Raw genomic sequence first — 17,013 nt, forward strand, 5'->3', positions numbered from 1 at the left:
GAAAGTCAGAGGAGGCTTTGTTAAAGTATCTCCACCATCGGTTCATTCACATTTTCGGTAATCACTTCACCGTCGAACAGGTTGATGACGCGGTGGGCAAAACCGGCATCGTGAAGTGAGTGGGTCACCATAATAATGGTGGTTCCTTCCTGGTTGAGTTGGGTTAGCAGGTTCATGACTTCGAGGCCGTTTTTGGAGTCGAGGTTTCCGGTTGGTTCATCGGCAAGAATCAGTTTCGGATTGGCAACTACCGCCCGTGCAATGGCCACACGTTGCTGCTGTCCGCCCGAAAGCTGTTGTGGAAAATGTTTGGCGCGGTGCCCGATTTTCATCCGGTCCAGCACTTTGCCAACCATTTCTTTCCGTTCACTCGCTTTCAGTTTCAGATAAATGAGCGGCAATTCCACATTTTCGTAAACCGTTAGTTCATCAATGAGATTGAAACTCTGGAAAACAAACCCAATGTTTCCTTTCCGCATTTGCGTGCGCTGGCGTTCTTTAAATCCGCCAACTTCAATATCGTCGAAGTAGTACTTTCCACCACTTGGATTATCGAGCAACCCCACAATGTTGAGCAGCGTGGATTTCCCGCAACCCGAAGGTCCCATTACCGCCACAAATTCACCCGCTTTCACGTGAATAGAAACTTCGTTCAAAGCGTAAGTTTCCACTTCCTCTGTTCGGAAGATTTTTGTAAGTTTTTCTGTTTTAATCATAATAAGGAATATTTGCAAAGGGCATGGAGCCAGGCGCATAGAGCAAGAGAAATCAGGTGTTCTATACGACTTATGCGATATGCCTCTTTGTTTTTCATTTTTTAAATTATTTTACTCTTTAGCTATTTTCTTTCCACTCTGCTCTCTGCCCTAAGCTCTCAATAATGTCTTTCTGAAATTGGTTATTTTTCTACTTAATAAGTCGAGATCATTTAAAATTTGTTCCAATTCTACTTCGTCAATGAATTTTCTTCTAAATGCTACAAAAGAAATGTTGGCTGTTTCAAAAACCGATCTTCTTGCCATGTTCAGGAAATTTGCGAAATCCTTATCAGAAAAAGAACCGGAACCTTCCGCGATATTATTCGAGATGCTTAGGGAGGCACCTCTCAACTGCTCGGCAACCCGAAAACTTTTAGCGTCACTTAATTTATCTGCCAAATCAAACAACCGGTCATTCATCTCAATCGATTCCTTATAAATATCTAAATCCATAAATCGAAAATGTGCCATACCTTAAATTTTCGGTAAGGGCAAAGAGCAGAGCGCAAAGGGTTAGGAGAAAAGCACACTGCTCCGTAATTGCCCATTTGATTAATATTTAAATTCATTTTTTTGATCATCATTTTTATTTCTGTCTCTTTGCTCCATGCTCTCCGCCCCATGCTCTCTGTCCTCTGCTCTCACCGAAGTATCAGCTTATCATTCTCACAAAACAAATCATACCCCGAAGTTATCACTTTTTCGCCCGGCTCCAGTCCTTCCAGCACTTCGTAATAGCCTGGATTTTTTCGTCCGATGCGTATGCTGCGCCGGGTGGCAAAATCGCCCGATGGATCGAGTACATAAATCCATTGGCCGCCGGTGCTGTTGAAAAAACCACCCAGGCTAACCAGCGTAGATTTTTGCGGCTGCCCCAGTTGCAGGTTGATGTAATAGGTTTGTCCGGTGCGGATGTTTTCCGGTTTTTCGCCCTCAAAAACCAAATCTATTTTAAACTGCCCGTTTCGCACCTCGGGGTAAACTTTTTTTACGATCATACGGTACATTTGTCCCTGCCTTTCGATAGTGGCCAAAAGGTCGCGCCGCACCCTGTCGATGTAATGCTCGTCGATAAATGCCTCCACCTTGTAATCGGTAAGCACATTAATTTGACCGATTCTAACACCTTTTCCGATGCTTTGTCCGATTTCGGCATCGAGCATTCCCAACTGCCCGTCAACCGGCGCTTTTAAATGCAGATTGTCGAGCCGCTCGTAGATTAAATCGAGGGTTTTTTCCATTTTTACAAGTTCCTGATCCAACTGTATCATTTCTGTTGCAAGAATCAGAGAGTCGTTTTTTGCCCGTTTCTGGTTTATTGCGTACAATTCAACTGCATATTCATGGTTTTCTTTTGCTTCAAGATAATTATCCCTTGATACCAGTTCCTCGTTATACAATTTTTGTTGCTGTTCAAAATATCGTTTGGTTTTTATAATATCGAATTTTGAATCGAGTACTCTTTGCTGTGAAAGCAACCGTTGCGACTCGAAATTGATGCGTGTCTGCCGAAGCATATTTTGTTTTTGTGCCAGGTTCGACTCGCTGTTCATAATGTTTTCGTACAACGACCGGTTTTCCAGTACCAGAATCACATCGCCTTTTTTCACCATGGCACCTTCCTCAATCAGCCGCTCCTGCACCCGGCCACCTTCCTCGGCATCGAGGTAGATGGTGGAAATGGGCGCAACCGTTCCGTTGGTGCGGATAAAATCATCAAAATCGCCGTACTGCACTTCATCAATGGTCAGTTTGTCCCTTTCAACCCGTAGAGTGGAAACTGCGGAGCCTGAAATTATTTTTACCAGCAAGAAAATGAATATAATTCCTGCAAGTGCATACCCAATATGTTTTGGCCTGATGCCCTTTTTCTTTTCTATTTTTCGGTCCATTCCCATTTTAATCATGGTTTTATCATTCTCAATTGATGTTGATTTTTAAAACTATGCCATATTACTGCTAAATAAATGCCATTTTTTTTATTGATTTGAAAAACAGCGAGTTAACATCTTTTTCAACAAAGGATTTTTTGATGTATGTAAAATAAATTGACAAATTGTGTAAAATATTTTTACAGTTGGTTTGAATTGAATTTGCTCTTGATTAACTTTGAAGATAATCGAATTGAAAGAAAATGTGGCTGAAGCCGGGAATCAATGTTTGATTCAAATCCGTTGGCTGAAGCCAACGGCAATAAAGAGAAAGAGAAAAAAGAAATAAAAGTTGTAAGGGAGAATATTTATTGCAGTCGGTTTTAACCGCCGGAAAAAGAAAGCTGCCAGGGAAACTGGCTTTAGCTGCATTTTTAAAATATTAATAAAAAATATAATTTCAATGAGTTTGATTAAGATTTGGGTGCAAATGGTTTTTCAGGAAGGAATGAAGACTAATTTGGCTAAAGACAGGAATGATTGAATAGAATAGTTCCGTTGGTTGAAGCCAACGGCAATAAAGAAAATAAAAAACAGTATTGAATTTTGCTGGCAAAAGCCGACAGCATTATAATGAAGAAGAAAACAGAAATGAAAATTGAAATTGAGAATATTTATTTCCGTCGGTTTTAACCGACGGATCAGAATGGTAAAAAACAAAATGGCTTTAGCCACATTAAATAGTCTAAATCAGAAAAACTAAAATCTATGAGTTGGGTCAAAATTTGGGTACACATGGTTTTTTCAACCAAAGATGGAACTCCCTTTTTAAATTCATCGGAACTTAGAAAGAAAGTATTTGGTCACATTTCTGAGAATGCCCTTGAAAAGAGAATCTGGCTTGATTCAGTAAACGGGCATAAAGAACATATTCATTGTCTGATTTCACTGGGTAGAGAGCAAACTATAAGTAAAATTGCACAATTGATTAAAGGAGAATCCTCCTTTTATATAAATAAAAACAAACTGATACCTCAACATTTTTCGTGGCAGGATGATTTTTGGGCGGTAAGTGTAAGCGAAAGTCATATAGCTGCTGTTAGGAAGTATATTGAGGGACAGGAAAATCATCACAGAACAAAATCTTTTACAGAGGAAGTTGATGAATTTATGAAAAAGTATGGTTGGAGTTATATTTCAGGGAAAAAGGATGATTAATGTGGCTAAAGCCAGAAATCATTGTGCAACTCATAAATCCGTTGGCTGAAGCCAACGGCAATAAAGAAAAGAAAAAATATAGATGAAAGTTGTTATGGAAAGTATTTATTGCCGTCGGTTTTAACCGACGGATTAGTTAAAGACTAAACAAGATTGGCTTTAGCCTCATATTTTTAAAAAGATGACCAAAGGAAAACTACTGATAGTCGACGACAACAAAAGCATTTTAAGTGCGCTTGAAATTTTATTGCAGGATGATTTTGAAGAGGTTAAAACCATTGCCAGTCCCAATCAATTGCCATCCCTGATTGAAACAGGTGATCACGACCTGGTTCTACTCGACATGAATTTTTCGGCAGGAGTAAATTCCGGGAATGAAGGTTTATACTGGCTGTCGCGCATTCGTGAATTGAGGCCCGAAATGGAAGTGGTTCTTTTTACGGCCTACGGAGATGTGGAACTGGCTGTAAAAGCCCTGAAAAAAGGAGCAGCAGATTTTATCCTGAAACCCTGGGACAACGAAAAAATGCGGACCACCCTTCTCAATGTTTATAAACTGCAGCAATCAAAAATAGAGATTAAAAAACTCAAACAAAAAGAGAGTGCGCTGCGCAGCGAAATCAATCGCGATAAAAATTTCATTATCGCCCAATCGCCTCAAATGAGGGAAATTCTTAATCTTGTAAGGAAAGTAGCAAAAACAGAAGCTAACGTTTTAATTACCGGCGACAATGGTACAGGTAAAGAATTGATTGCCCGCGAATTGCACCGCCACTCTAAAAGAGCCAACGAAATCATGGTCAGCGTTGACATGGGCGCCATTAGCGAAACTCTTTTTGAGAGCGAACTCTTTGGCTACAAAAAAGGTTCGTTTACCGATGCCCGCGAAGACCGTACCGGTAAAATAGAGAATGCCAACGGCGGTACACTTTTCCTCGATGAAATCGGGAACCTGCCTGTTCAGCTTCAGCCCAAATTGTTAACAGCCATTCAAAACCGTTCGGTCACGCCAATTGGCAGTAACAAAGCGGTTCCAGTGGATATCAGGTTGATTTGTGCCACCAATCGAAACCTGAATGAAATGGTTGCCGACGGTTCATTTCGCGAAGATTTACTGTACCGCATAAATACCATTCATATTGAGATTTCTCCTCTGCGCGAAAGAAAAGAAGATATTACTGCCATTGCAGATTATTTCCTGAAAATTTATTGTAACAAGTACCGGAAGAACTGTGCGGACATATCGGAATCAGGATTGAAAAAATTACAAAATTACCAGTGGCCGGGGAATGTGAGAGAGCTGCAGCACACTATCGAAAAGGCAGTGATTCTTTCCGACAAAAAAGAACTGACACCCGATGATTTCTTTTTCAGGCCGGTAACACAAAATATGGGGGATATTTTTGAAGGAACCATTGAAGAAATGGAACAAAAAATGATATCGAAAATGATACAGAAAAGTGGCTCAAATCTTTCGGTTGCTGCAGAAAAACTTGGAATTACAAGACAAACGCTTTATAATAAAATGAAAAAATACAACCTATAATGGTCAGCCGGCATCTCAATAAAAATATCATTTTACGTTCCTGTTTTCTGGCATTAAATGCCATTGCCACCGGCTGGCTACTTTTCGATCAGGAAATTTATGTGCTGGTCGTTTTTACCGCATTCATTTTCATTTTCCAGGTAATGGAACTCATCAATTTTCTGAACCGAACCAATCGTAAAATTGCATGGTTTTTTGATGCAATCAGAAATGAGGATTCATCTTTAAACTTTCCTGTGAATACCGGGAACAAAGCGCTGAACGAGCTCAATTCAAGTTTGAACAGCGTTAACGAGCTAATAAAAAAAATCAAATTTGATTTACAGGAACAGGAACACTATTTTAAAACCATCCTTGAAAGTGTTTCTATCGGAGTTATAACTCACAATGAAAAAGGAAATATTTTTCTTGCAAACGCGGCGGCAAAACAACTTTTAGGTCACGAACATTTAACTCATATCAAACAAATAAATCAGATCGATCGCAAACTTTTTTCTGCCATAAAAGAATTGCAACCAGGAGATCGACGGTTGGTGAATTTTAAAAGCAAATTCGGAATTGTACAGCTCTCCGTAAAATCTACAAAGTTTATAACTGCACAGGAAAATTTACAACTAATTGTTATTCAAGACATAAAAAACGAGTTGGAAACAAAAGAGCTCGAATCATGGATAAAGCTAATTCGGGTGTTAACCCACGAAATAATGAATTCAGTGGCCCCCATTACTTCGCTTTCTCAAACAATCAGGGGTTACTACAAAAACTTGGACGGAGAGCAGCCTTCAGAGAAAATAATCAACAACACGATAAAAGGCCTGGAAGTGATAAATGAGCGAGGCACCGGACTGATAAGCTTTGTGGAAACTTACCGCAAACTTACCCGCTTGCCTCAACCGGAGAAAAAGCAGGTTCAGGTAAAACAATTATTCGACAACACCCTCACTTTGATTGATATTGAACCCATCGATAAAAAAATAAAAATTGAATGGAAAGTACAGCCAGACGATCTGGAAATAATCGCCGACAAAAAGCAAATTTCGCAGGTGTTGATTAACCTGCTGAAAAATGCACTTGAAGCGCTTAAAGACAAACCCAACGGAACAATTCTTTTAAAAGGTGAAATCAACTCTGACGGACGGGCACAAATTTCTATAACCGACAACGGGCCGGGCATCCCTGACGATTTGATGGACAAAATTTTTGTTCCGTTTTTTACTACCAAAGAATCAGGTTCAGGAATCGGGTTGAGTCTTTCACGGCAAATTATGCTGCTGCATGGAGGCAGCCTGAAAATGTTTTCGGAACCGGGAAAACTGACACAAGCAATTTTGGAGTTTTAAAAGTGATGGAACTTTTTCAATACAAAAATCCGAAAAGCCACATGGAAATTTTGTTTTTGTTTAATCCGTTAAACAAAATTGAAAAATATAGCTTAATGCAATAAACAATTTTCTGTATGTATTCCATTAACTGTAATTTTTTTAATTTTGACAAAAAGAATATTTTATGGAAACAACAATCCGTATATCGCCCAATGAGTTGACACCGGCCTGGCTGAAAAAAGTGAAAGCCCTTTTTGAAAACGAAAATGAATTGCAGATAACCATTAAACCATTTAAGAGAAGCAATTTAATTTTAAATGAAAGAGGTGAAGAATATATGACAAGAGTAAACAGGGCCATTGATAATATTGAGTCGGGTGAGGAAGTAGTGTCGCTTTCTGCTACTGAATTTGACAAACTGGCCGACCAGTTATTAAATAAAAGATGAGGCGACTTGTTTTTGATAGCGGTGCTTTTAACGATTTTTGTCAATGGAGTATAGAAAACAAAAAGGTTTTTAACAAGATAAAAAGTCTGATAAAAAATATTGACCGAACACCATTCAGGGGAATTGGCAAACCTGAACCGCTCAAATTTAACCGCAAAGGTTATTGGTCAAGAAGAATAAATGATGAACACAGGTTGATTTATAAAGTGGATGTGCAAAATATTTACATTGCGAGTTGCAAAGGGCACTATGATTAAGCCAGAATATTTGATTTCTCATTTCTTCCTGAAAAAATAACTCCGCTTCTCCTCCTTTACATCAAAAGTAAAAACCTTACTGTTGGGAAACCGGTCGAAAAACGAAAGCAACCCGATATCGCCGGCGCAGAACAGGCTGTGGGCGCTCATTACAAACATCCAGAAATAGAAAGCAGGTTCACCGATGGTGAGAATAATTGCAATCAAAGTTACCGCTTTCACCACCACCAGCGGGGTAAGTGCGACGAGTGCAAATTGTTTCCGGTTGAGCACATGCCGGTCTGCTTCGGCGTAAAAAATGAATTTTTTGAGGTAGCCGCCAATGGTAATTTTGGGCGCTCCGGTTATTTTCAGCGCCAGAAGGTGAAGCAGTTCGTGAATGATTATCAATAAAGTAAAAGTGAAAACTATGGCTCCCAGCAAATAAAAAAGTGGTTCGGAGTTTCCCCGCATGGTAAGCACAATGGGGCGGGTGGCAAAAAACAAGCCCACCAAAATCATAATTCCCTGGTAAATCATAAAACCTTTAATTAGCTTGCTTTCAGTGGTAATCTGATCAATTACGAACTCCTTAATTTGCCGGTGTTCCAGTTCGGCTACCAGTTCATAATTTTCACTGTTTTGTAGTTCTTCTATGGTTGGATTTGTCATATCCATCTATTTGTAGAGAATGATATTGAGCATGTCTCTGATGCTGAACAGACGGATGATAAATGCAAACAAAACCGAACCGGTAATCATAGTCAGGTAGCCGTAAATCCAGTTATCCATGTTTTTGGTAAGCACTGCCAAAAAAATGGTTACACCGGCAAATGCGAATAATTGTAAAATGAAGGTGGAACCTGGTTTCAGTCTGAAAATGACCAGGGCCAGGATGAGTTGTGCGGCGCCAGTAAAAAGTTGTGTAGTAAGGCTGGCGTAAGCCGAACCGTATGCCTGCAGGCGTGGGATTAAAATCAGGTTCAGAGCCACATTCAGCACCATGCCCGAAAAGGCCATAATATTGAGCTGCTTCAGGCTTCCGTTGGCCGTTAAAAGCGTTCCGAAAATGTAAGTAGTCGCAATCCCGATAAACCCAATCATTAAAATTCCAAGGATATCAGAGGAATAAGCCGTGTTCGATTTATACAGCAGCGACATGATTTCGCCATCGTAATAAACACTTGAAACAGCTACAATAACGGCCGGGATAATGAGCAGTGTATAAGCCAGTTTCACCATTTCGCCCACTGGTTCGCGCTGCTTAATCATCTTTGAAAAAATGGGAAGCAGCAGGCCGGCAACAAGCGCTCCAAACATGGAAACAGCATCCAGCAACCGAAACGCCTGCGCGTAAATACCTGCCTGTTCCTGACCTTCTTTTCCCGGAATCAGTCGTTCAAGCATAACTGAATCGATTCTGTTATACAAGGCCATCAGTAAAATCAACAGCGCATAAGGATATGATTTTCTGAGAAATACAATGAAAAACTTCGGATTGAAACGGACTTTAATTTTTCCCGATTTTTTAAGGACAATGGCAAAAGTGATGAGAGCAGTAAAAATGTATGCCACTGTTTGGGCATACACAAACCACCTGATGTTGAATTTTCCACCCAGCACATCGGTAAACAGAAGCACGCTGCAAATAAGTATCATCAGCGAACGGTCGAGTACCGAAAGCAGGCTGTCGGTACGAAACAGTTGCAGCGCGGTGATGTTTGACCGCAGGTAAAGCGTAAATGAAATGAGAAACTGATTAAAAATAAGAAAGAAAAGCAGGTGGAACTGGATGTTGCTGTACCCGATAATGGCAGCAACCACAAGGCTGAAAACCGCATAAACAACTGCCAAAACCAATTTCAAACCCACAATATTAGCCAGGTGTTTGGGAAGCAGAAAGTTGTGACGCGAGATGTTTCGGTTGTTGTAATTGGTGATGCCCACATCAAGCAGAATATTGAGAATCATGGAAAAGTTGAACAGCGCAAAATAAAGCCCGTAGCTTTCGTCGCCTACCAGGTTTTGCACTGTGCGGTCGATTCCAAAAATCCAGAATGGTTTTACCAGCAGATTCAGGACAAGTAGCAAAATCAGATTTGTAACAAATTTTCGTTTCAAAACAATTTAAATCAGTTAGTTATTTGGTTTTGCAGAAAAAAGAAATTGTGCTTGTGATTTGTTTTCTCATTAAATGGCAGCAACTCTTTTTTGTGCAAAATAAATGCAGAATAACCTATATCATTTAAAAGTGAAATGCACTTTCCCCGGCTTTCGTTTTCCCAAAGCTCGCAATAAATAACCGGTTGGTATTTTTTAATCAGGTTCTTTGCGCCTTGCAAAACAAAATATTCAAAATTTTCCACATCTATTTTTATTCCGGTAATCCGGTCATTTTCAAAATTCACTTCTTTGAAATCATCAAGCCGAACCATGGGAACTTCAAACATCATCCCCGAATTATTTTCCTTAATGTCGCGATGCAATGCATGACTTAAACCATGCATGGGAACTTTGTTTATTACCGGCATAACCATTTTAAGCGTAGCGTTTTCATTTCCAACGGCCAAAGGGTATTCTTTAATATTATTCAGCCTGAATTTATTCTTCAGTTTTTTTAAAATGTCCATGTTAATCGATAGCGGCTCAAAAGAAAGTACCTTACTTTTGGGACGGGCTTTGGCCAAATGATAGCTGGTAACACCAATGTTTGCACCTAAATCAAGAATTACTCCTTCTTCAGGCAGCAGATTCAGAAAGTAAAAAAAATCCTTTTCTTTTTTGTCCCACCTGATTTTTACAATAACAAACAAAGCAAAAATGTAGAGGTAGTTTTTGAGTCCCAATATTTTTTGAAGGATGTATTTTATGAATGTCTTCATTAATTCCAGCTATTCTGCAAATATATTGGATTTTTATTTCTAAATTCATCATCCTGTTATGAGAATTGCTGTAAACACAAGGTTATTATTAAAAGGGAAACTGGAAGGAATGGGCTGGTTTTCTTTTGAAACATTAAAGCGGATGACGCGCAATCATCCTGAACATGAGTTTATTTTCATTTTCGATAGACCGTATTCAGAAGAATTCATTTTTTCAGATAACGTTACACCGGTTGTCATTGGCCCTCCCGCAAGGCATCCTGTTCTTTTTTACCTTTGGTTTGAATTCCAGATTCCACGGTTACTGAAAAAATATAAGGCAGATGTATTCCTTTCGCCCGACGGGTATATTTCACTAAAAACAAAAGTTCGGCAGTTGGCTGTAATTCACGATATTAGTTTTGCACACCGGCCGCAGGATATCCCCGGAATGAAACGCTGGTATTACAATTACTATTTCCCAAAATTTGCCCGAAAAGCAACAAGAATTGCCACAGTTTCAAACTATTCGAAAACTGATATTGCCCAAACATACCAGGTTAATCCTGAAAAAATTGATGTGGTTTACGATGGCTGTAACGAAAAATTCATACCTTTTCCTCCCAAAGAACAAAAGTTAATTCGAGAAAAATATACCGGTGGAGTTCCCTATTTTTTATTTGTGGGAGCTTTGCATCCGCGTAAAAACGTGGCCGGATTGCTGAAAGCATTCGATGTTTTTAAATCAAACTCGGACAGCCCGACAAAACTTTTAATTGTTGGGGGTGAAATGCATAAAACCGGCGAAATTTCTGAAACCTGGCAAAAAATGCAGTTTAAAAACGATGTGGTTTTTACCGGAAGGGTTTTACAACAGCAACTTTACGGAATATTCGGTTCTACACTCGCCCTCACTTTCGTGCCTTTTTTCGAAGGTTTTGGAATACCCATTCTGGAAGCTATGAGCGCCGGAGTTCCGGTGATATGTTCCAACACCACTTCCATGCCCGAAGTTGGCGGAGACGCAGTTTTGTATGTTGAACCTGAAAACGTGAAGCAAATTGCTGAGGCTATGGAAAAAATTGCCTCCAATTCAGATTTACGAAACAAGCTCATTGAAAAAGGATTTAAACAGAAAAATAAATTTAGCTGGGATAAAACATCCGGTCTTTTATGGGAAAGTATTCATAAGTTGGCATTAGACTCCTGATTTTCTAACCTGTATTATTCATAAATTTTGTTTGTAATGAATGAAATGCAGGTTAATCCCGACTTAGATGAAGTTAAACTTTTAAAAAAAGTTTTTACGTTATCTTAGTCGCTGTCGGAGACAGGAATAATTCTTGGATTATTCGGGCTAAAAGAATTCGGATGAAACAGTAAACTTTTTTCTGAATTGTTTTTTGTACTTTTAATAAATTTAAAACCAGTATCAAATGAATTTTTATCAGAAAAAACTTAAAATCGCCTTTTATCCGGTAATTCTATTTATGGCTTTTAGCTTTACCCTTTGTGCCCAGCCTGACGGGGCAGCTTTGTATCAGCAATATTGTGCGCAGTGCCATGGCGCTGAATTAAACGGCGGAATGGCATCGAGTCTGATTGATGGTGTTTGGCAATTTGGAGCCGAAGACAGCTACATCCGTAGAAATATAAAACACGGAATACCACATTTAGGCATGCCGTCCTATGAGCGTTCCATGTCGGATAATGAAATCCAGGCCGTTGTTCAGTATATCCGAAATGCTGAAGATGAAAAAGGTGTGGTAAAACCACCAACACCAGAAATGTTTGAAACCATGGATTATTTTATGGAAGTGGAAACGTTTGCCGACAATCTTGAAATTCCGTGGGCCATCGATTTTATTGACAAAAATACTGCATTAATAACTGAACGGCCCGGCCGGTTGCGGGTAGTTAAAAACGGAGAACTTCAGCCAGAACCGGTAAAAAATACGCCTGAAGTTTTGCACGAAGGCCAGGGTGGTTTAATGGATGTTGCTGTCGATCCGCTTTATGAAGAAAATGCCTGGATTTACCTGGCATACAGCCATGCACTCGAAGATTTTCAGGGCGACAGACCGCCGGCTCTGACCCGCATTGTGCGTGGAAAAATTGAAAACAACACCTGGACAAACCAGGAGGTTTTGTTTGAAGCTCCGCCTGAAACTTATAGCACGATGCGTCACCATTATGGCTGCCGTATTGTTTTCGATCCGCAAGGGCACCTCTATTTTGCTATTGGAGACCGGGGCCGGGGATTTCAGGCACAGGACAATACACTGCCCAACGGAAAAGTTCACCGTATTTATAAAGACGGGAAAGTACCGGCAGATAATCCTTTTATTGAAAACAAAAATGCAATGAAAACACTGTTCAGCCTGGGAAACAGAAATATTCAGGGAATGGCCATTCACCCCGAAACCGGTGAACTTTGGACCACCGAACACGGGCCAATGGGCGGCGACGAACTGAACAAGATAGAATCAGGGAAAAATTACGGCTGGGAAACAATTACCTACGGAAGAAATTACAACGGTACAATTATAACTGAAAATACACACATGCCGGGCATGGAACAACCCAATTTGTACTGGAAACCCTCCATTGCCGTTTGCGGCCTCGATTTTTACACCGGCAATTTATTCGAAAAATGGAAAAACAGGTTGCTGGTTGGCGCTTTAAAATATGAAGAAGTTCGGCTTTTACAAATTGAAGAAGACCGCGTTGTGCACGAACAGGTAATTTTTAAAGGCGCCGGGCGCGTGCGCGATGTTTCTACCGGACCCGACGGAGCTATTTACGTAGTATTGAATAATCCGGGCAAAGTTGTTCGGCTAACGCCTGAAAAGTAAAACTTAAATCGACATGAAATTTTTAAAACCGATAAAAATGTCAGCATAAAAAAAGGGAGCCTCTGCTCCCTTTTCTGCTGTTTAAATCTAACTATTTCTATGGAAAATTGCGCTATTTTACAAATAGATTAGCACTGTTATTTACTACCCTTTTGGAACCAAAGCCGGTCACCCACACGGTAGTATTGATCTTTTATATTAGGGTCGTTTGCCAATTGCTCTTCGGTATAAGGAAAATGTGGCATCAAAACATCGTCCCCTTCATTCCAGTTGGCAGGTGTTAGCACCTTTTCATCTTCCGCAGTTTGTAAGGCGGCAACTGTTCTTATTATTTCATCTATATTCCGGCCAATTTCCATGGGGTAGAAATTACTTGAGCGTATCATGTTATTGGAATCAATGATAAAAACCCCTCTTATATCACGGTTTGTGCTTGCAGTTTCATGCAGCATTCCATAAAGTTTGGAAGCTTCAGCTTTGTGATCATCCAAAATAGGAAAATGAACTTTTTGTTTGCCTCTGTTTTTGTAATCCAAATCCTCTATATGCGCTTTCCAGAGGTTATGGATTTTTACATCATCGGTTGAAATAACTGCCAGTTTCACTCCCAGCTTTTCGAATTCATCATGCATGTAAGCAAGTTCAAGCAGTTCAGATGTGCAAACCGGTGTAAAATCCTGTGGGTGACTAAACAATATTTTCCAATTGTTTCCAAAACTATCGGGGAAAGTTATTTTCCCGTTAGTTGACTGAGTAGTGAATGAGGGAGCCTTAGAACCGATAAGTGGAATTTTATTCCCCTCTGCAACTGCACTTCCTATAAGAAATACTGTTACTGTAAGTGTCAAAAACATTTTTTTCATGATATCTAATTTTAAATTTCACATACAAGTTACCGCTATGCCAAAGCACAAAAACATGCTGTATAACATGCATTCGAAAACAAAAAGAATATTTGATAATTAAATTTCTTGTTTATTGACCATATTTATGTAATTTTGTTTGCATTTTGTAGTTTTTACTATCTATATTTGACAATTTGATAGATATTCACTTTCATTTTGTAATTATTGGATTTCATATATAAATGTATTTTAATACTTTTTAACATTTAACATGCAATATTTTAGAACATTTTATTTCAAAATTCAAAACCACTAGTATTCCTTACTTTATAGTAGCTTTCAATTAGAAAATTATCCTTAAATTGAACTGAATTCAAAAAAAAATGATTTGGAAATTAAATTTCAACGAGGCTGTTTTTCAAATGCTAATGGTGTTATTTTACGAGCATTTCTCATCCTTTTCGTTTTATCAGATTGCCGGCAAAAGTTATATACAATTTTCAGTAAAGCTATTATTCGCTAAATTTTTATAGAAAAATTTAAATGACACAATCAAAGTTAAAAATTGAGGCTCTGGAGAAAGAGCTATTAGCTAAAAATCGCGAACTGGAAATTGAGAAAGCTTTTGAGAAAGTAAGAGAATATGCTATGTCGATGCGTCATTCATCTGACTTACAGAAGGTTGTTAATTTGGTTGCCCGGGAATTGAATAATATGAACCTGGATATAACCGGGGTGTTTATGGTTATCAATAATGACGAAATTGATAAGCAATTCACATTTTGGGGCTCTACCGGGGTGGCAGAAACGTATATGAAAAGAGCGGCTATTCCTTTTCTGGATCGCCCCATTTACAGAGTATTGGCTGAGGCAACTACAAAAGGGGAGCGTTTTTTTGTGGAGGAATATACAAAAGAAGAAAAAAATGAATTCTTTGAACACTTGTTTAAATATCCGCCGTACAATTCATCCACTCCTGAATGGAAAGAACAGGTTTTTTCCCGCGAAGGCGGTTATACAAGGTCTGTTTCAGTTTCTCATTATACATCCATTTTTGTAGTTAATCATTTTGGAAGAAGATTGTCTGATGAAGATAATATGATTTTGAAACGCTTTGGACAAGTTTTTGAACAGAGTTACACCCGGTTTCTCGACATCCAAAAGGCAGAAGCTTTGGCGCGTGAAGCAATTAAACAGGCATCTTTGGACAGAGTCCGCGGTGAAATTGCCAGTATGCGCACTTCCGAAGACCTCAACCGTATTACAACGATTATCTGGCGTGAACTGGAAACACTGGAAGTGCCGTTTATACGTTGCGGCGTTTTTTTTGTGGATAAAGAGGAAGAAAAAATTCAGGTTTACCTGACCACACCAGATGGTAAGTCGCTGGCAGTATTGAATTTGTCCTTTGACTCAAATGAACTCACAAGAAATGCTGTTTACCATTGGAAGAAGAATCAGATATACAAAGAGCTCTGGAATAAGGAAGAATTTATCGACTGGACAAAATCTATGATTAAAACCGGACAAGTTCAAAATGAAAAAACTTACCAGGGTTCGTCTGCTCCACCGGAATATCTTCACCTGCATTTTGTTCCTTTCGCCCAGGGTATTCTTTATGTTGGAAATGTTTCCGCACTAACCGATGAAAAACTGGAACTGGTTAAAACATTGGCTGAAGCATTTTCAATAGCTTATGCCCGGTATGAAGACTTTAAAAATGTTGAAGAAGCAAAAAACAAAATTGAGATTACTTTAAATGAATTGAAAACAGCACAGGCGCAACTTCAGGAACTTGACAAGTTGAAGTCCCGGTTTTTTGCAAATATCTCTCACGAATTCCGGACGCCACTGACTTTAATTCTCGGTCAAATTGATAGTATAATTTCTGGAAATATTGGGGCCAAGGAAAAAAGGAAACTTCAGATTGCAGATAAGAATGCAAGAAGGCTTCTTACTTTGATAAACCAGCTATTGGATCTTTCCAAACTGGAATCAGGAACCATGGAGTTAAAAGCAGGACAGCATAACATCGTTTCATTCTTAAAAAGTCTGTTTTATTCTTTTGAATCGCTTGCGGAATCACAAAAAATTAAATTAAAGTTTGAATCGGAATATAAAAACATTCCGGTTGTTTTTGATCCGGATAAAATGGAAAACATTTTTTATAACCTTATTTCAAATGCATTCAATTTTACTGATTCTGAAGGTGATATTAAAGTCAGCCTGAACGTCATTGATTCCATTGCCGAAATCAGGATTGAAGATTCCGGAATCGGGATACCATCTGATCGGTTGCCACATATTTTTGACAGATTTTATCAGGTGGACGGGTCGGCCACAAGAAAACATGAAGGTACAGGAATAGGATTAGCGCTGGCAAAAGAATTGGTTGAACTTCATAAAGGAAATATCTCAGTAAATAGTAAACAAGGTAAAGGCAGTGAGTTTATCATTCGGTTTCCAATAAGTGATTTTAAAATTGAAAAAGATAAGTTTACCAAACTGAAGACCGGCACATCTTTACAAGTTAATAATTATAATATAACTGAAACAGAAGAAAAAAATCCTGTATTGGATTCTACCGGCTCTGACAACGAGGAAATAATTTTAATAGTTGAAGATAATTTTGACGTACGGAATTATATTCGTGAGCTGCTGGAAACAGATTTCAAAGTAATAGAAGCTTCAGACGGTGAAGAAGGCGTATCAAAAGCAAAAGATGAAATTCCCGATCTAATAATTACTGATGTAATGATGCCGGAAATGGATGGATTCCAGTTCAGTAAAAAAATTCGAAACAACGAAAAAACCAGTCATATTCCGCTGGTCATGTTAACTGCAAAAGCAGGATTCGATGACAAAATAGAAGGTCTGAAATCAGGTATCGATGCATACATTACCAAACCTTTTAAAGCGAAAGAACTGATAGTTCAAATTGATAATCTTTTAAAACAGCGTAAACTTCTACGCGAACGTTTCCGCAAATCAGTTACAATAAAACCTTCTGAAGTTACTGCAATTTCAATTGATCAGGTTTTCCTTCAGAAAAC

Annotated in this window: 15 protein-coding genes; 8 read left to right on the plus strand and 7 right to left on the minus strand. The window is 38.9% G+C overall.

Annotation, left to right across the window (positions count from 1 at the left end):
* Nucleotides 1-20: 20 nt before the first annotated feature.
* The 3 genes from ACESMA_RS16920 to ACESMA_RS16930 form a co-directional block, all read right to left on the minus strand.
* Nucleotides 21-716 (minus strand): ABC transporter ATP-binding protein, encoded by a 696-nt coding sequence (locus ACESMA_RS16920; RefSeq protein ID WP_372950040.1) that lies wholly within the window; start codon nucleotides 714-716, stop codon nucleotides 21-23.
* A 150-nt stretch (nucleotides 717-866) separates the two neighbouring features.
* On the minus strand, nucleotides 867-1,211 hold the full coding sequence (locus ACESMA_RS16925; protein WP_372950041.1) for a four helix bundle protein: 345 nt from the start codon (nucleotides 1,209-1,211) through the stop codon (nucleotides 867-869).
* Between the two features lie 188 nt (nucleotides 1,212-1,399).
* Nucleotides 1,400-2,650, minus strand: coding sequence for an efflux RND transporter periplasmic adaptor subunit (locus ACESMA_RS16930; RefSeq protein WP_372950042.1), 1,251 nt, complete (start codon nucleotides 2,648-2,650; stop codon nucleotides 1,400-1,402).
* Nucleotides 2,651-3,397: 747 nt separating this feature from the next.
* Between ACESMA_RS16930 and ACESMA_RS16935 the strand changes: the two genes are divergently transcribed.
* The 5 genes from ACESMA_RS16935 to ACESMA_RS16955 all read left to right on the plus strand — a co-directional run bounded on the left by ACESMA_RS16935 (nucleotide 3,398) and on the right by ACESMA_RS16955 (nucleotide 7,420).
* A complete protein-coding gene (locus ACESMA_RS16935; protein ID WP_372950043.1) occupies nucleotides 3,398-3,847 on the plus strand; it encodes a transposase in 450 nt (149 codons plus the stop codon).
* A gap of 181 nt (nucleotides 3,848-4,028) precedes the next feature.
* On the plus strand, nucleotides 4,029-5,393 hold the full coding sequence (locus tag ACESMA_RS16940) for a sigma-54-dependent transcriptional regulator (protein ID WP_372950044.1): 1,365 nt from the start codon (nucleotides 4,029-4,031) through the stop codon (nucleotides 5,391-5,393).
* Nucleotides 5,393-6,733: a sensor histidine kinase gene (locus ACESMA_RS16945; RefSeq protein ID WP_372950045.1), complete on the plus strand. Its 1,341-nt coding sequence runs from the start codon at nucleotides 5,393-5,395 to the stop codon at nucleotides 6,731-6,733. Before ACESMA_RS16940 ends, ACESMA_RS16945 begins: the two co-directional genes overlap by 1 nt.
* Nucleotides 6,734-6,899: 166 nt before the next feature.
* On the plus strand, nucleotides 6,900-7,163 hold the full coding sequence (locus ACESMA_RS16950; RefSeq protein ID WP_372950046.1) for a hypothetical protein: 264 nt from the start codon (nucleotides 6,900-6,902) through the stop codon (nucleotides 7,161-7,163).
* Nucleotides 7,160-7,420: a Txe/YoeB family addiction module toxin gene (locus tag ACESMA_RS16955; protein ID WP_372950047.1), complete on the plus strand. Its 261-nt coding sequence runs from the start codon at nucleotides 7,160-7,162 to the stop codon at nucleotides 7,418-7,420. Before ACESMA_RS16950 ends, ACESMA_RS16955 begins: the two co-directional genes overlap by 4 nt.
* A gap of 18 nt (nucleotides 7,421-7,438) precedes the next feature.
* On the opposite strand, the gene ACESMA_RS16960 is transcribed toward ACESMA_RS16955, so the two are convergent.
* Genes ACESMA_RS16960 through ACESMA_RS16970 form a run of 3 tightly spaced genes read right to left on the minus strand, consistent with a single transcriptional unit; the run spans nucleotide 7,439 to nucleotide 10,281 of the window.
* Nucleotides 7,439-8,071, minus strand: a complete 633-nt coding sequence (locus tag ACESMA_RS16960; protein WP_372950048.1) for a DUF3267 domain-containing protein — start codon at nucleotides 8,069-8,071, stop codon at nucleotides 7,439-7,441.
* A 6-nt stretch (nucleotides 8,072-8,077) separates the two neighbouring features.
* Nucleotides 8,078-9,520, minus strand: coding sequence for an oligosaccharide flippase family protein (locus ACESMA_RS16965; RefSeq protein WP_372950049.1), 1,443 nt, complete (start codon nucleotides 9,518-9,520; stop codon nucleotides 8,078-8,080).
* Nucleotides 9,521-9,531: 11 nt separating this feature from the next.
* Nucleotides 9,532-10,281, minus strand: a complete 750-nt coding sequence (locus ACESMA_RS16970) for an FkbM family methyltransferase (protein ID WP_372950050.1) — start codon at nucleotides 10,279-10,281, stop codon at nucleotides 9,532-9,534.
* 58 nt (nucleotides 10,282-10,339) lie between these two features.
* Between ACESMA_RS16970 and ACESMA_RS16975 the strand changes: the two genes are divergently transcribed.
* Both ACESMA_RS16975 and ACESMA_RS16980 read left to right on the plus strand, forming a co-directional pair.
* Nucleotides 10,340-11,470 carry a glycosyltransferase family 4 protein gene (locus tag ACESMA_RS16975; protein WP_372950051.1) on the plus strand — a complete coding sequence of 377 codons (1,131 nt, stop codon included), beginning with the start codon at nucleotides 10,340-10,342 and terminating at the stop codon, nucleotides 11,468-11,470.
* Nucleotides 11,471-11,696: 226 nt separating this feature from the next.
* On the plus strand, nucleotides 11,697-13,115 hold the full coding sequence (locus ACESMA_RS16980) for a PQQ-dependent sugar dehydrogenase (protein WP_372950052.1): 1,419 nt from the start codon (nucleotides 11,697-11,699) through the stop codon (nucleotides 13,113-13,115).
* A 137-nt stretch (nucleotides 13,116-13,252) separates the two neighbouring features.
* On the opposite strand, the gene ACESMA_RS16985 is transcribed toward ACESMA_RS16980, so the two are convergent.
* Complete coding sequence (locus ACESMA_RS16985; RefSeq protein ID WP_372950053.1) at nucleotides 13,253-13,978, minus strand: redoxin domain-containing protein; 726 nt, start codon at nucleotides 13,976-13,978, stop codon at nucleotides 13,253-13,255.
* 525 nt (nucleotides 13,979-14,503) lie between these two features.
* On the opposite strand from ACESMA_RS16985, the gene ACESMA_RS16990 reads away from it, so the two are divergent.
* The coding region (locus tag ACESMA_RS16990; protein WP_372950054.1) for an ATP-binding protein at nucleotides 14,504-17,013 on the plus strand (2,510 nt) is incomplete at its 3' end.

The sequence above is a fragment of the Mariniphaga sp. genome (assembly GCF_041687215.1).
Lineage (GTDB): Bacteria > Bacteroidota > Bacteroidia > Bacteroidales > Prolixibacteraceae > Mariniphaga.

Coding starts and splice junctions, on each gene's coding strand:
- ACESMA_RS16925 (WP_372950041.1), bottom strand. CDS start 1,211: ATGGATTTAGATATTTATAAGGAATCGATTGAGATGAATGACCGGTTG.
- ACESMA_RS16985 (WP_372950053.1), bottom strand. CDS start 13,978: ATGAAAAAAATGTTTTTGACACTTACAGTAACAGTATTTCTTATAGGA.
- ACESMA_RS16945 (WP_372950045.1), top strand. CDS start 5,393: ATGGTCAGCCGGCATCTCAATAAAAATATCATTTTACGTTCCTGTTTT.
- ACESMA_RS16950 (WP_372950046.1), top strand. CDS start 6,900: ATGGAAACAACAATCCGTATATCGCCCAATGAGTTGACACCGGCCTGG.
- ACESMA_RS16920 (WP_372950040.1), bottom strand. CDS start 716: ATGATTAAAACAGAAAAACTTACAAAAATCTTCCGAACAGAGGAAGTG.
- ACESMA_RS16935 (WP_372950043.1), top strand. CDS start 3,398: ATGAGTTGGGTCAAAATTTGGGTACACATGGTTTTTTCAACCAAAGAT.
- ACESMA_RS16930 (WP_372950042.1), bottom strand. CDS start 2,650: ATGGACCGAAAAATAGAAAAGAAAAAGGGCATCAGGCCAAAACATATT.
- ACESMA_RS16955 (WP_372950047.1), top strand. CDS start 7,160: ATGAGGCGACTTGTTTTTGATAGCGGTGCTTTTAACGATTTTTGTCAA.
- ACESMA_RS16960 (WP_372950048.1), bottom strand. CDS start 8,071: ATGACAAATCCAACCATAGAAGAACTACAAAACAGTGAAAATTATGAA.
- ACESMA_RS16970 (WP_372950050.1), bottom strand. CDS start 10,281: ATGAAGACATTCATAAAATACATCCTTCAAAAAATATTGGGACTCAAA.
- ACESMA_RS16980 (WP_372950052.1), top strand. CDS start 11,697: ATGAATTTTTATCAGAAAAAACTTAAAATCGCCTTTTATCCGGTAATT.
- ACESMA_RS16975 (WP_372950051.1), top strand. CDS start 10,340: ATGAGAATTGCTGTAAACACAAGGTTATTATTAAAAGGGAAACTGGAA.
- ACESMA_RS16940 (WP_372950044.1), top strand. CDS start 4,029: ATGACCAAAGGAAAACTACTGATAGTCGACGACAACAAAAGCATTTTA.